Source organism: Mucilaginibacter sp., from assembly GCF_964263795.1.
In the GTDB taxonomy this organism is placed as follows: domain Bacteria; phylum Bacteroidota; class Bacteroidia; order Sphingobacteriales; family Sphingobacteriaceae; genus Mucilaginibacter.
This window is the reverse complement of record NZ_CAXVWK010000097.1, coordinates 19,349-33,349: the sequence shown is the minus strand read 5'-3', so window position 1 is coordinate 33,349 and position 14,001 is coordinate 19,349. Positions and strand designations below refer to the sequence as shown.

The 14,001-nt window shown below is 44.0% G+C and carries 12 protein-coding genes; 10 read left to right on the top strand and 2 right to left on the bottom strand.

Going from position 1 to position 14,001, the window contains the following annotated elements; genetic code table 11:
• Positions 1-20 precede the first annotated feature (20 nt).
• The 5 genes from guaB to ACE5CV_RS15815 all read left to right on the top strand — a co-directional run bounded on the left by guaB (position 21) and on the right by ACE5CV_RS15815 (position 4,276).
• A complete protein-coding gene (guaB, locus tag ACE5CV_RS15835) occupies positions 21-1,490 on the top strand; it encodes an IMP dehydrogenase (RefSeq protein WP_374951166.1) in 1,470 nt (489 codons plus the stop codon).
• Positions 1,491-1,559: 69 nt separating this feature from the next.
• Positions 1,560-1,850, top strand: a complete 291-nt coding sequence (locus tag ACE5CV_RS15830; RefSeq protein ID WP_374951165.1) for a hypothetical protein — start codon at positions 1,560-1,562, stop codon at positions 1,848-1,850.
• Between the two features lie 33 nt (positions 1,851-1,883).
• Positions 1,884-2,117: an LOG family protein gene (locus tag ACE5CV_RS15825; RefSeq protein WP_374951164.1), complete on the top strand. Its 234-nt coding sequence runs from the start codon at positions 1,884-1,886 to the stop codon at positions 2,115-2,117.
• A gap of 23 nt (positions 2,118-2,140) precedes the next feature.
• Positions 2,141-2,461, top strand: coding sequence for an LOG family protein (locus ACE5CV_RS15820; protein WP_374951163.1), 321 nt, complete (start codon positions 2,141-2,143; stop codon positions 2,459-2,461).
• A 186-nt stretch (positions 2,462-2,647) separates the two neighbouring features.
• Positions 2,648-4,276, top strand: coding sequence for an acyl-CoA carboxylase subunit beta (locus tag ACE5CV_RS15815; protein WP_374951162.1), 1,629 nt, complete (start codon positions 2,648-2,650; stop codon positions 4,274-4,276).
• Between the two features lie 82 nt (positions 4,277-4,358).
• Here ACE5CV_RS15815 and ACE5CV_RS15810 read toward each other — a convergent pair whose 3' ends face one another.
• Entirely contained in the window at positions 4,359-5,501 is a 1,143-nt protein-coding gene (locus ACE5CV_RS15810) for an FAD-dependent oxidoreductase (protein ID WP_374951161.1), read from the bottom strand.
• 112 nt (positions 5,502-5,613) lie between these two features.
• Between ACE5CV_RS15810 and ACE5CV_RS15805 the strand changes: the two genes are divergently transcribed.
• The 4 genes from ACE5CV_RS15805 to ACE5CV_RS15790 all read left to right on the top strand — a co-directional run bounded on the left by ACE5CV_RS15805 (position 5,614) and on the right by ACE5CV_RS15790 (position 11,101).
• Positions 5,614-6,789, top strand: a complete 1,176-nt coding sequence (locus ACE5CV_RS15805) for a dipeptidase (RefSeq protein WP_374951160.1) — start codon at positions 5,614-5,616, stop codon at positions 6,787-6,789.
• A gap of 79 nt (positions 6,790-6,868) precedes the next feature.
• On the top strand, positions 6,869-7,825 hold the full coding sequence (gene trxB, locus ACE5CV_RS15800) for a thioredoxin-disulfide reductase (protein ID WP_374951159.1): 957 nt from the start codon (positions 6,869-6,871) through the stop codon (positions 7,823-7,825).
• Positions 7,826-8,026: 201 nt separating this feature from the next.
• Positions 8,027-10,342: a family 20 glycosylhydrolase gene (locus ACE5CV_RS15795; protein ID WP_374951158.1), complete on the top strand. Its 2,316-nt coding sequence runs from the start codon at positions 8,027-8,029 to the stop codon at positions 10,340-10,342.
• A 15-nt stretch (positions 10,343-10,357) separates the two neighbouring features.
• Positions 10,358-11,101 (top strand): PliI family lysozyme inhibitor of I-type lysozyme, encoded by a 744-nt coding sequence (locus ACE5CV_RS15790; RefSeq protein WP_374951157.1) that lies wholly within the window; start codon positions 10,358-10,360, stop codon positions 11,099-11,101.
• Between the two features lie 6 nt (positions 11,102-11,107).
• Here ACE5CV_RS15790 and ACE5CV_RS15785 read toward each other — a convergent pair whose 3' ends face one another.
• A complete protein-coding gene (locus tag ACE5CV_RS15785) occupies positions 11,108-11,839 on the bottom strand; it encodes a DUF72 domain-containing protein (RefSeq protein WP_374951189.1) in 732 nt (243 codons plus the stop codon).
• 106 nt (positions 11,840-11,945) lie between these two features.
• On the opposite strand from ACE5CV_RS15785, the gene ACE5CV_RS15780 reads away from it, so the two are divergent.
• Positions 11,946-13,997 (top strand): BatA domain-containing protein, encoded by a 2,052-nt coding sequence (locus tag ACE5CV_RS15780; protein WP_374951156.1) that lies wholly within the window; start codon positions 11,946-11,948, stop codon positions 13,995-13,997.
• Positions 13,998-14,001: the final 4 nt, after the last annotated feature.

Sequence of the window (14,001 nt, the reverse complement as noted above, 5' to 3'; positions counted from 1 at the left end):
CTCCAAATACATTATTTGCTATGCAGTTAGACCCATATAAATTTGTCGCCGAAGGATTAACTTATGACGACGTGCTTTTACTCCCCGCTTACTCAGAAGTTTTACCGCGCGAAGTTAATACCAGCACTTATTTAACTAAAAACATCCGCTTAAACGTACCGATCATATCGGCAGCAATGGATACGGTTACCGAGGCTGATCTGGCTATTGCCATTGCGCAGGCTGGAGGTATTGGAATGCTGCATAAAAACATGACCATTCAGCAGCAAGCCGATGAGGTACGCAAGGTAAAACGGTCGGAAAGTGGCATGATCCAGGATCCGATAACATTGCTGGAAGATGCACTATTGTCTGATGCTATTAACATCATGCGGGAGTATAGCATCGGCGGTATACCCGTTATCGATGCCGAACATAAGCTGAAGGGAATTATCACTAACCGCGACCTGCGTTTCCAAAAGGACCTAAATATGCCGGTAAGCGAAGTAATGACCAAAACCAACCTGATCACCGCCCCGGAAGGCACCACACTAACCGAAGCCGCTGCGATATTACAGGGTAACAAGATTGAAAAGTTGCCCGTAGTGAACGATTATGGCACCCTTGTTGGCTTAATTACCTATAAGGACATTCAAAAAGTTAAGAACTTTCCAAACGCTTGTAAAGATCAGTACGGCCGCCTGCGTGTAGGTGCTGCAGTAGGTGTGGCTGCTGATAATATTGACCGTGTTAAAGCCCTTTATAACGCTGGTGTAGATGTAATTACGGTGGACACCGCCCATGGACACTCTAAGGGGGTTATCGATATGGTAAAGGCCGTTAAGGCTTTATACCCTGATCTGCAGGTTATTGCGGGTAATATTGCTACAGCTGATGCTGCTATTGCCTTGGCTGATGCAGGCGCTGATGCTGTCAAAGTGGGTATTGGCCCGGGTTCTATCTGTACCACGCGTATTATAGCGGGTGTGGGTGTACCTCAATTATATGCCGTTTATGAATGTGCTAAGGCGCTTGAAGGTCGCGGCATACCGGTTATTGCCGATGGTGGTATTAAACAAACAGGCGATATGGTAAAAGCGATTGCAGCGGGCGCAAGCACTATTATGGCAGGCTCGTTGTTTGCGGGGGTAGAGGAATCTCCGGGTGAGACTATCATTTACGAAGGCCGTAAATTTAAATCTTATCGTGGCATGGGTTCCATTGAAGCCATGGCTAAAGGATCTAAAGACCGGTATTTTCAGGACGAGACCGACGTAGTTACCAAGCTGGTTCCCGAAGGCATTGTGGGACGTGTTCCGTTTAAAGGCAATATGGCCGAAGTGGTGTACCAATACATTGGCGGCTTACGCGCAGGTATGCACTACTGCGGCGCCGCCACGATTGAAGATTTGCAGAAAGCAAAGTTTGTCCGCATCACAGCGGCCGGGATGCGCGAAAGCCATCCACACGATATTACGATTACGAAGGAAGCGCCAAATTACACAAGATAACTGTTGCCTTGCAATAAGTTATATAGCAGGTGGTTTAATTTTAAACCACCTGTTTTATTTTAATCAAATATGATACTCATCGATTTTTTAAACCGTCTCAAATACGAATACAGCACGATCGATCAGCTCGGGCCCGCAACCTATTACGCGCGTCTTTCTTCCATTTTTGTCCTGCTGGAACTTGATGGCACCCGTTTAGATGCCGAGTACGAACTTGGCTTAGAAAAGCTTTTGGATAAAATGGCTGATTTTAATGAAGACGATTTGGAAAATGGATTGGCCGAGGAAGAGATCAAAACACTGATCAATAAAGTGAAAATCGGCCTCGCTTTGATCATCAATACAATCGAGCAGGAGTAGTAACTTTTTATCTTTAGCTTTTTAAATACTTTTATGAAGGCTATATGTGTATTCTGCGGTGCTAATATTAGCGCCGATCCACTATTAAAATCGACAGTTGAGCAACTTGCGCAGGTAATGGTCGCAAAACACATTACCTTGATCTATGGTGGCGGTAAAGTAGGCGTAATGGGTGCACTGGCTGATGCTGTACTGAACAAGGGCGGTAAAGTCATCGGGGTTATTCCACAGTTTTTAATGGGTAAAAAGTTGGCCATACCGGGTTAGCTCAGCTGCACGTTGTTGATAATATGCATCAACGCAAGCAAATGATGAACGATCTGTGCGATGGCATAATTATGTTGCCTGGTGGTTTCGGCACGCTCGAAGAGTTTTTTGAAGTGCTCACCTGGTTACAGTTAGGCCTGCACAATCACCCGGTAGGTGTATTAAATGTGAACGGCTTTTACGATCATCTGTTAATGCAGATGGATGTGATGGTTGAGCAACGTTTTCTTAAACAAGCCAATCGCAACCTGGTATTAACATCTGCTGATGCTATTGAACTGGTCAATCTGATGGAAAATACAGACATAAAACCAGATGATGTCTGGTTCAGGGACAGGATCTAACTTAGCGCTTTGTCAAAGTATGTATCTACAATCATACTAATTACCTTCACAAAATATAATTAACTGAAATTAAAACCGCAGATGAAGAAACCTCGGTATTTTAGTAATTTATTTATTATGCATGCATAATAAACAATCTAATCCAGATTTATTTTCTTAAAATTACCTAACCGATTATTACTCCCTATGGATTTGGAATTCAATAAAAATGAGGATGTTAACAAACAACTCGTTTACGAATTTAACACAAAGCTTAAAAAGATATTTATAGGCGGCGGCGAAAAGGCTGCTGCTAAACAAAAGGAAAAGGGTAAAATGCTGGCGCGCGAGCGCATTGCCTACCTGCTGGACGAGGGTAAGCCCTGGTTAGAAGTTGGTGCATTTACCGCCGACGGCATGTATGCTGAGCATGGGGGCTGCCCAAGCGGTGGCGTAGTATGCGGTATAGGCTATATTAGCGGACGACAATGTGTAGTGGTTGCTAATGATGCAACTGTTAAGGCCGGTGCATGGTTCCCCATAACAGCTAAAAAAAATCTTCGTGCGCAAGAGATAGCCATGGAAAACCGCCTGCCTATCATTTACCTTGTAGATTCTGCCGGAGTGTATTTACCCTTGCAGGACGAGATCTTTCCTGATAAAGAGCATTTTGGTCGTATTTTTCGTAATAATGCGCAGATGAGCAGCATGGGTATCATTCAGATAGCAGCCATCATGGGCTCGTGCGTGGCCGGGGGGGCGTACCTGCCTATCATGAGCGACGAAGCGATGATTGTTGAGGGGACGGGCTCTGTATTTTTAGCAGGTTCTTACCTGGTAAAATCGGCCATTGGCGAAGATGTAGATAATGAGACTTTGGGCGGCGCAACTACCCAATGCGAGATTAGCGGCGTTACAGACTATAAACATCCTAATGATAAGGACTGCCTGGATTCGATCCGTAATATCATGAACAAAGTAGGTGACTATAATAAAGCCGGTTTCGACAGGATCAGACCATCAGTGCCTAAACTGAACGAAAAAGACATTTACGGTATTTTGCCGGATAGCCGTGAAAAGGCTTATGATATGTACGAGATCATCAAACGGCTGGTGGACGACTCGGAATTTGAGGAATATAAGGCGGGTTATGGTCAGTCCATTATTTGCGGCTTGGGCCGCATAGATGGCTGGGCGGTGGGCATAGTAGCCAATCAGCGCAAGGTGGTCAAATCAAAAAAAGGCGAAATGCAGTTTGGCGGGGTGATCTATTCAGATTCTGCCGATAAGGCTACCCGCTTTATTATGAATTGTAACCAAAAGAAAATTCCGCTGGTTTTTTTGCAGGATGTTACCGGTTTTATGGTAGGCAGCCGTAGCGAACATGGCGGCATCATTAAGGATGGCGCCAAGATGGTAAACGCGGTAGCAAATTCGGTAGTACCTAAATTTACCATCGTAATAGGAAACTCGTACGGCGCTGGTAACTATGCTATGTGCGGCAAGGCTTACGATCCGCGGTTGATATATGCCTGGCCATCAGCTAAAATAGCTGTAATGGGTGGCGCGCAGGCAGCCAAAGTACTGGTACAAATGCAGGCGGCAGGCTTAAAGGCCAAGGGTGAAGAAGTTGATGACGCTAAGGAAGTGGAACTACTTAAACAAACAACAGATCGCTACAACGAACAGACAACGCCTTATTATGCAGCCGCAAGACTTTGGGTAGATGGCATCATCGACCCACTTGATACCCGCAAGGTTATTTCAATGGGTATAGAAGCCGCTAATCATGCCCCCATAGAAAAGCCATTTAACGTTGGAATTATACAGACTTAAGTATTACTAATAGATTATCCACCTCTAGGTCACGACTGAACATAGGCTATAACGAACATTTGCTATGCCCTTAGCTGTTAGATTAACCCTGCATAACGCTCAAGATAAATTCAATTGCCGCTGGCGAATGTAATAGATCCGTATTTTGCAGCGTTTGCTTAGCTATCTCTGACGCTCTTACCCTCATCTGAATTTCGTAACTTTCAATGGCGGTTGGCATATCCTGGCCATCATTTAACAAACATTGGCTAAGTTCCAGCGCGTCCAGCATAGCCATATTTACGCCTTCGCCGGCAAAAGGCGGCATCAGGTGGGCGGCATCTCCCAGTATTGTCAAGTTTGGTTGCGCTTTCCAGGTTTGATCAGGCGGCATACAATAAAGGGGGCGCGGTATGAACGGCCCATGCGCATTCTCAAATAATTCAAGCCAAATATTATCCCAGTTGCTGTAAGATTGCTTAAACCAGTTAGAAACCTGTATTTTTTTACTAAAGTCAATATTTGATTGGTCAACCCAATTATAAGAACATTTGAAGCTGGTGTAAAAGACCAGGCTGCCGTCACCTTTCGAGCTTACAATCAAACTTTTGCAATCACCAAATGCAAAGATCTTACCCCCGTTTAAAATTTTGTGAATCTGCGGACTTTGTGTTTTTGAACAATTTATGGCTCCTTCAATTGCTGTTACTCCCGAGTAAAAGGGCTTGATCGATGTAAGGTATGGTCGGATTTTTGAATTTGCACCGTCTGCCGCTACAACCAAATCAGCGTATGCAGACAAACCGTTTTTAAAGTTAAGTTGCCAGCCGCCAATAGATGGTGTCATATTAACAAATTGACTGTCCCAAACTACCGTATCCGGCGATAAAGACTGAAGTAAAATATGCTGCAACGGCCCGCGGTCAATTTCTGGCCTTGAGCGGTCGTTTTGGCCGCCTGAGTGGTCATCAAATACTACTCGGCCATCTTTGTCGGCAATGCGCAACTGGTCGGCACCGGGGCGGTAATTCGCGTTAAACGGATCCATCAGGCCAGCCTCTTTTAAAGCCAACAAGCCCGCTTCGTCATGCAAGTCGAGCGAAGCACCTTGCGGCCTGGCATCTTTATGCGCATTGCGTTCATAAACTGTTACATCGGCACCATTCATTTGCAAGAGGCGAGCGAGGGTTAAACCGCCCGGGCCGCCGCCAACAATCGCTATTTTCTTATCTTTCAGGAGTTTCATTTTATATGTTTCTAATCAGTTAGACGATTGAACAGCGCGAATCTTTCAATTAAAGTGAAACAATATTGCACGAAAGCAGGAGCAATCGACTTAAAATTTCTACCTTCCAAACATGAAATATCTGTTATTACTTATTGTTACACTGTTCACATTATTTGCTTATGCGCAGAACGCACAAAAAATCCACCGGAAAGCCATTTTGGTTGATACTCATAATGATGCGATATCTAATCAACTTATAACTAAAGCTGATTTGGGTAAACTGCAAACCGAAGGTAATTTTGACCTGATCCGAGCTAAGCAGGCAGGGTTGGATGTACAGGTGTTCTCTATCTGGTGCGGCGACCAATATGGCAACGGTACTGCTTATAAATTTGCCAACCGCGAGATCGACTCGCTGGACGCGCTCATTAAACGCAATCCTGATAAAATTGCGTTAGTGCGTAATGCGAAGGATCTGAAAAAGATTGTGAAAGAAGAAAAGCTGGCCGCCATGATAGGGGTTGAAGGCGGCCACATGATTGAAGACAGGCTCGATTATATCGACAGCCTGCACAAACGCGGAATGAGTTACCTTACACTTACCTGGAATAATAGCACATCCTGGGCATCGTCAGCCCGTGATGAAACACTGCATCCCGACAGGCTGTCCCGGCCCGGCTTAACGGCATTTGGCAAACAGGTAGTAAAACGGCTTAACGATCTGGGGGTTATGATAGACCTTTCGCATCCTGGCGAAAAGACTTTTTATGATGTAATGGCCCAAACCACCAAACCTGTTATTGCATCGCACAGTTGCGCCTATGCTTTAGCGCCGCATCGCCGTAACCTCAAAGACGATCAGCTTAAGGCGATAGCCAAAAACAACGGCGTGGTGTTTGTAAATTTTTATAGCGGGTTTATTGATACTGCTTATGAGGGTAAGCACACTAAATTTATGGCTAGATACAAGCCACAATTTGATTCGCTTCGTGTGATTTATAATGACTACGATCTGGCCAGCATTCGTTTAAACGCAATTTATAAAACGGAGGCCGACCAGTTGCGTCCCCCGCTAAGCGTGCTTATTAAACATATTGATTACATGGTTAAGTTAATGGGGCCGGACCATGTAGGTATCGGATCGGATTTCGACGGTGCGGAATCGTATCCCTTAGGTTTAGACAGCGTAAACGATTATTACAAGATTACCGAAGGATTGTTGAGGCTTAATTACAGCAAAAAGGATGTCGAAAAGATCTTGGGCGGTAACTTTATCCGGGTTTTGAAAGCTAATGTGGGTAAGTAGTTAACGTTGATAAGTTTTACGGATAGTTGACTATCCGATTTTTTCTTTTTGTTAAATTCGCATCATAAAAATATAATAAATGTCACAAGATACTGAACACGTTAAATGCTTAATTATAGGTTCGGGCCCGGCCGGTTATACAGCTGCGATCTATGCTTCGCGCGCTGATCTTAAACCTGTTATGTACACAGGTATGCTTGCCGGCGGGCAGCTTACTCAAACTACTGATGTTGAGAACTTTCCGGGTTATCCAGATGGTATCATGGGGCCGGAGATGATGGAAGACTTCCGCAAACAGGCCGAGCGTTTGGGTACTGATATCCGCTTTGGCTACGTAAGTTCTGTTGATTTCTCTTCCCTTCCGCATAAGGTAGTTGTGGATGAAAGCAGAACCATCCTTGCTGATACGGTGATCATATCTACCGGTGCATCGGCTAAATGGTTAGGCCTGGAGTCTGAGCAAAAATATAGCGGTTTCGGTGTTTCGGCCTGTGCTGTATGCGATGGTTTTTTCTTTAAGGGACAGGACGTAGCAATAGTTGGCGCCGGCGATACTGCTGCTGAAGAAGCAACTTATCTGGCTAAAATGTGCCGCAAAGTTTATATGATTGTTCGCCGTGACGAGTTCCGTGCATCAAGAGCTATGGTGCACCGTGTGTTGAATACTTCCAATATTGAAGTGCTTTACAATACCGAGACTATTGAAATAATGGGCGACGGGCAAAGTGTAAACGCTGTTAAAGTTTGTGACACTCAAACTCAGGAAAATACAATTTTGGATGTTACCGGCTTTTTTGTGGCTATTGGCCATAAACCGAATACAGAAATATTTCGCGGTGCTATCAATATGGACGAAACCGGTTACATTATCACCCGTCCGGGATCAACAGAAACTAATATCGAAGGCGTCTTTTGCTGCGGCGATGCCCAGGATCATATTTACCGCCAGGCAGTTACCGCTGCAGGTACAGGGTGTATGGCTGCCATAGACGCCGAGCGGTACCTTGCTGCTAAGGAACACGTAGTTACAGCCTGACCTATTGATTGTGTAGGTATCTGCCAGATTTGGCGCTTGTCAACCGATTCAGTAGAACAAACCAGATATTTAAAGCCGGTTTTCGTTATGAAAACCGGCTTTTTTTTTGAACCTTTTTTAATATTTAGCGGAGGAAAGATCCACCTTTTTTAAAATTATGCTAAATTCACAACCTCATTATAACCTGGTTAAATTCCTGCTATGAATAAAAAGATCCTCGCCTTAATTTTTAGTGCATTTACATTTTCCGCTGTTTTTACAAACGGTCAGGACATCGACCCTAACTTGGGAATTATCCCGGCACCGGTATCCGTTAAAAAAGCAGTGGGCGAATTTATACTAAGCCAGGAAACGGTAGTACAGGCAGATACCCCAGGTAATAAGGCGGTTCAGTTCTTTTCATCATTTTTGGCCAATAATATGGCGTACAACAAGCAGGTGGCTTTAAGAAATGCCCGCGTAAGTACTACGTCTATATATTTTACATCAACAGGTGCCGAAAATTTGCCGGCCGATGGTTACCGCTTAACTATTACGCCACAACAAATTACCGTAATAGGAAGGGGCGCAGGTTTATTTTACGGCATTCAGACCCTTATCCAACTTATGCCATTAGAACGTGGTGCCACAGCTAAAATTCCGGCTGCGACGATTGAAGATTACCCGCGTTTTGGTTACCGTGGTATGATGCTCGATGTTTGCCGTCACTTTTTCTCGGTAGAATTTGTGAAGCGATATATAGACCTGATGGCAAGCTATAAACTCAACACTTTTCACTGGCATTTAACTGATGATCAGGGTTGGCGCATCGAAATCAAAAAGTATCCGAGACTAACGTCCATAGGTAGCCGGCGCGCGCAAAGTGTTATTGGTAACTACCGCGACCGCCAGCCACTACAGTACGATGGCGTACCTGTTACCGGTTACTACACTCAGGAGCAGATCAAAGATGTGATCAAATACGCAGCAGACCGTTACGTTACAATTGTACCGGAAATTGAAATGCCAGGCCACGCATTAGCTGCATTAACCGCGTACCCTGAATTGAGCTGCGACCCCAGCCAGAAATATGAATTGGCCGAAAAATGGGGCGTATTCAACAACATATTTTGTCCGTCAGAAAAAACATTTAGCTTTTTGCAGGATGTATTAACAGAGGTAATAGACCTTTTTCCAAGTAAATACATTCACATTGGAGGCGACGAGGCACCTAAGGACATTTGGAAACAATCAAAGTTTTGCCAGGACCTGATCAAACGCCTTAAGTTAAAAGATGAGCATGGACTGCAAAGCTATTTCGTTCAACGAATGGAGAAATTTGTTAACAGTAAGGGCCGTAGCATTATCGGTTGGGATGAGATATTGGAAGGCGGCCTTGCGCCTAACGCGACAGTGATGAGCTGGAGGGGTGAAGAAGGTGGTATAGAAGCCGCCAAGCAAAACCATGATGTGATCATGACCCCAAGCAGCCAGGCGTTGTACTTTGACCACGCCCAGGGAAAGATCAACCAGGAGCCAGTAGGTATTGGTGGCAATGCACCTATTCAAAAAACGTATGCCTATAACCCTACGCCGGCCGCTTTAACACCTGCGCAACAAAAACATATTAAAGGGGTGCAGGCTAACCTTTGGACAGAGTATATCACTACCGAAACCAAGGTAGAATACATGATATTGCCCCGTATGCTGGCTTTATCTGAAGTTGCCTGGACACCGCTTGCTAATAAAAACTATAAGGATTTTTCAGAAATACGTCTTCCGCAGCATTTAGCCTGGCTGGATAAAACCGGTTACAACTTTCGCGTGCCGGCGGCTATCGGTGCTACAGATACAGTGATGATCGGGTCAAGTATGAGTGTAAATTTAAAATCTCCAGTTAAGGGGGCAAAAATTTATTATACAATTGACGGTTATACGCCACGCGAAACGGAGTTACTTTACACAATCCCGATGACCTATCCTGTTCCACTTAACGAATACCGCGATCTTAAAACTATAGTAATTACTCCGTCTGGGAAACGCAGTGTTATCACAGCTGCCAAAGTATTTAATAAAGCACCGATGCCTCCCGTTGCATACACAGGTACAACGCCTGGTTTAAAATATCAGGTATCTGCGGGTACCTATGTTAATACTACCCAAATCAATCCTGCAGCGGTTATAGATACAGGTGTTGCAAAAAGCTTTAGCACGGCGCTAAGTGCATTTAAAAAAGCGTTCAACAAATATGGCGTGGTGTTCACCGGTTATCTACGGGTGGATGTAGATGGTAATTACGGTTTTTCTACAGCATCTTCAAATGGATCGATCCTGATGATAGATGATGTAACAATAGTTGATAATGATGGCCGTACAGGACCTGTTGAACAAAATGGCGTGGTCCCTTTGCTCCGAGGAGTCCATAAAATTACGATTAAGTATGTTGATGCCAATTCGTCGGGCAGCGGGTTGCGCGTTTACATGACAATTCCCGGCAAGCCCAAAGGCGAAGTGTCTCCCGATATGCTTTATAATTAATCAATCAATTGATAAATGAACTTAAAATATTATTTTCTATTATCAACTGCATGCATCGTTTTGGCAAGCTGCAGCAATGGCGATAAAAATCCTGCTACTGCATCTTCGCCAGTTGCCGCTAAGGCAGCGTTGATGCAGCCGTTTCGTTTCCATAAAGCTATAGAGGTGTCGCCCGGGCAAACTTACGATGTAGTAAGTTGGGGCAGAGGCTCACTGGCCGTAGGTTCATTTGCCATTTTGCATTCCGATTCGGCCGGAATGAAATACACCACTACTACGGGCAATCTTGACGGTACCATTACCGATGTTTATAACGCAGACATGGATACTGATGGTAACCCGGAAATTCTTATTCAGTCAAAAGGCAAGGATACCGTAAACTATGCGAAGGTTTATGCTTTTGAATTCAACGATAATGATGCCAACAAACTCGATTTTCCTAAATTGACAAACTCGCAGCGTAAAGGCTATCGTGGCGAAGACAACTTCTATATCCGTGAAGGCAAACTTGTACGCGAGTTTCCAATCTACGAAAGTAATGACAGCGCAGCCAAACCGACTGGTGCCAGGCGACAACTGGAATACAGCTTACGCAGCAACAGTTTTTCGGTAAAGCAGTTGAGCAAAGACTCTATTGCACATAGCAGTAATAAAGCCGTTGTAGCAACGGCGCCAAAGCAGGAAAAGAAAGTAACATCGTCAACAAAAAGACGGAAACAATCCGAACCGAAAAGGAAAAAACGCCGACATAGACGATAGTGAAAATCAGCTTGTCTGCCCGGTTAACAGCGCAGTCATTTCCTTCGCGTTATCGATAGCATACGTTTCTACATCATTATTAAAATAAAACCATGCATCGCGGGTTTTAGGATGTTGCTTCACTTCATTAACTATTTTTTTCAGGAAGTTGGTTGTATAACGCGACCGGTACAGATCCGGTATGCCGTGAAACCGGTAATACACTAACTTTGTGTTTTGTATAACTGCATCTGGTAATAAGGGGTGGCTCATCCCGCAAAACGTCACGTTGTGATCCGTAAGTTTTTGGAAGATCTCGTCGTTCCACCAACTTGTATGCCTTGGCTCTAATACGTTGTTGAAAGCGGGGTTCAAAGCATTCAATATCTTTGCTAATTTCTCATCGGTATAATTATAATTTGGCGGCAGTTGGAACAATACCGGCCCAAGCTTATCCTGTAACCCGTCATTTAACGTTTGATAAAAGCTGGTAAGCATTTGTGTTGTATTGTTAAACTTTTTGAAATGCGTTATGGCCCTTGGTGCCTTAACTGCAAATCTGAAATCCGGCGGGCTGCTATTATACCAATTTTGAAGGAATGACAACTGAGGGAACCGATAAAAAGTTACATTAAGTTCCAGCGTGCTAAAGTGCCTGCAATAGTAATCAAACCATTTAGTCATAGGCAACTTATCGGGGTAAAACGTACCACGCCAGTGTTTATAATGAAACCCAGAACAACCAACATGCGACTCCATAAAGAATAAAAGCAATGGAGTGAATTTTGTTTTCAAAACTATCCGGTATCTATCAGTTCAGCCGGATAATCTGCGCTTAAATTTGCAAATTTGTTAAATGCACTTTTTGTATCCAGCTTTTTTATTCGCGTTGCTTACACTAGCTATCCCTGTGATCGTGCACCTTTTTAATTTCAGGCGACATAAAAAAGTGCTGTTTAGCAATGTACAGTTCTTAAAAGAGGTACAGGAGCAACAATCCAGCCGCCGCAATATCAAAGAGCGGTTAATTTTGGCTTGCCGGTTATTGGCCCTATTTTTTTTGGTGCTTGCATTTACAAGGCCCTTTGTCCCCGGGCAAAACGAAGCGAATGCAGGAAGGCAGCAATTGGTAAGCATCTTTATAGATAATTCCTACTCAATGCAAACGCTCAACCGCGAGGGCAGCCTCCTGGACCAAGCTAAACAAAAAGCAAAGCAAATAGCCGCAGCATATTCTATAAATGACCGGTTTCAGCTTCTTACACAAGATTTTGAGGGTAAGCACCAACGGTTGCTTAGCCGGGATGAATTTAACGATGCTGTTGACGCAGTTAAGATAAGCCCGCAAAGCAGGAAAATAGGAGAAGTGATTGCCCGTCAGCAGAGTTTACTCAATATGCATTCCGCAAACTCTAAAGAAAGTTACATCCTGTCGGATTTTCAAACTAATATCGCTGGGGAAACTTCCTATAAAATTGTCGATAACGGTATTGTCAACATGGTTCAGCTTAAGGCCAACGCGTTGCCAAATGTGGCAATTGACTCGGTTTGGTTGCTTAACGCGACCCATCGCCCCGGAGAGACTGAAAAGCTGATTGTCCGTTTGCATAATTACGCTACAAAGATGGCCAATAGAATTCCGTTGAAATTATTGATAAATGGAGTGCAAAAATCTATTGGCAGTTTTACCGTTAAAGCCCGTTCGGTACAAACAGATACCTTAACTTTTTCGGGATTACAACCGGGATGGCAGCGCGCCGAGATTCAGTTGCAGGATAATCCGGTAACGTTTGATAATTCGTTTTACTTCACCTTTAACGTTATTAAAGCGTTGCCAGTATTGCTGGTAGACGGCGGAGTACCCAACAGATATCTGAATTTAGTTTTCGCGTCCGATCCATTTTTTACCATCAAAAGGGTGCAGGACGGTAATTTAGACTATGGGGCGCTAAACACTTATCCACTGGTGATTTTAAGTGATATCCGTTTTGTCTCGGTAGGGTTGGCACAACAATTAAAAAACTATGTGATTAAAGGCGGCACGCTGATGATTTTCCCTGCGGTCGATGTCGATCTGGCCAGTTATCGGGCATTGCTGCAATCCCTGGGTTCATCATATTTTGATAAAACGGTAACTGAAGCCACACGGATTTCTACCATAAACTTGCAGGATGCAGTATTTAAAAACATGTTCGAGAGCGTTCCGTCAAATCCGGACCTGCCGGGCATTAAAAAATTTTATTCCCTGAACCCTGGGGTGCAGACTGGCACATATTTAATGCGGTTGGCAACAGGCCAGGGTATTTTAGAAAGATATCGTTACAAAAAAGGGAACATTTATGTAAGCGGATTGCCGCTTGACGAAACCTTTAGCAATCTTCCCGTGCATGCGCTTTTTGTACCCCTAATGTTCCGGATAGCAATTTTAAGCGGGCACGATCAACCCTTATTTTATACACTAGGTGCTAACCAGGTAATAGAAACTGTAAATGTTCAATCAGCAGAAAAACAATTGCTCAAATTAGTAAAAAGGGAGCAAAGTATCATTCCTGATGTGCAGCAGCAGGATGGAAGCACCAAGCTTCTCCTGCCAGATCAACTAATGGAAACCGGTATATATGAGCTCAGAAAACAGGATAGTGTTGCCGCTATCATGGCCTTTAATGACAACCGAAGTGAATCTGATCTGAGTTATTTCACCGATACTGAAATAGCCAGACTTATTGATAAGAAAGGCAACTTTATTGATGGTAACAAGTTCAACGCGGCAAATATTACTGCCGGCGCAAATTCGGGTCTGCAATTATGGAAACTTTGTATAATTTTGGCGTTGGTATTCCTGGCTGCCGAAACAATGCTCATCAGGTTTTACAAAACCCACAAAAGCAGCGCTACGCAACCGGGTTATAACACATAACCCA

Excerpts from the sequence above, each read along its gene's own strand:
- ACE5CV_RS15790 (WP_374951157.1), top strand. The coding sequence starts at position 10,358 with ATGAACTTAAAATATTATTTTCTATTATCAACTGCATGCATCGTTTTG.
- ACE5CV_RS15805 (WP_374951160.1), top strand. The coding sequence starts at position 5,614 with ATGAAATATCTGTTATTACTTATTGTTACACTGTTCACATTATTTGCT.
- ACE5CV_RS15795 (WP_374951158.1), top strand. The coding sequence starts at position 8,027 with ATGAATAAAAAGATCCTCGCCTTAATTTTTAGTGCATTTACATTTTCC.
- ACE5CV_RS15830 (WP_374951165.1), top strand. The coding sequence starts at position 1,560 with ATGATACTCATCGATTTTTTAAACCGTCTCAAATACGAATACAGCACG.
- guaB (WP_374951166.1), top strand. The coding sequence starts at position 21 with ATGCAGTTAGACCCATATAAATTTGTCGCCGAAGGATTAACTTATGAC.
- ACE5CV_RS15785 (WP_374951189.1), bottom strand. The coding sequence starts at position 11,839 with ATGGAGTCGCATGTTGGTTGTTCTGGGTTTCATTATAAACACTGGCGT.
- trxB (WP_374951159.1), top strand. The coding sequence starts at position 6,869 with ATGTCACAAGATACTGAACACGTTAAATGCTTAATTATAGGTTCGGGC.
- ACE5CV_RS15820 (WP_374951163.1), top strand. The coding sequence starts at position 2,141 with ATGCATCAACGCAAGCAAATGATGAACGATCTGTGCGATGGCATAATT.
- ACE5CV_RS15825 (WP_374951164.1), top strand. The coding sequence starts at position 1,884 with ATGAAGGCTATATGTGTATTCTGCGGTGCTAATATTAGCGCCGATCCA.
- ACE5CV_RS15810 (WP_374951161.1), bottom strand. The coding sequence starts at position 5,501 with ATGAAACTCCTGAAAGATAAGAAAATAGCGATTGTTGGCGGCGGCCCG.
- ACE5CV_RS15815 (WP_374951162.1), top strand. The coding sequence starts at position 2,648 with ATGGATTTGGAATTCAATAAAAATGAGGATGTTAACAAACAACTCGTT.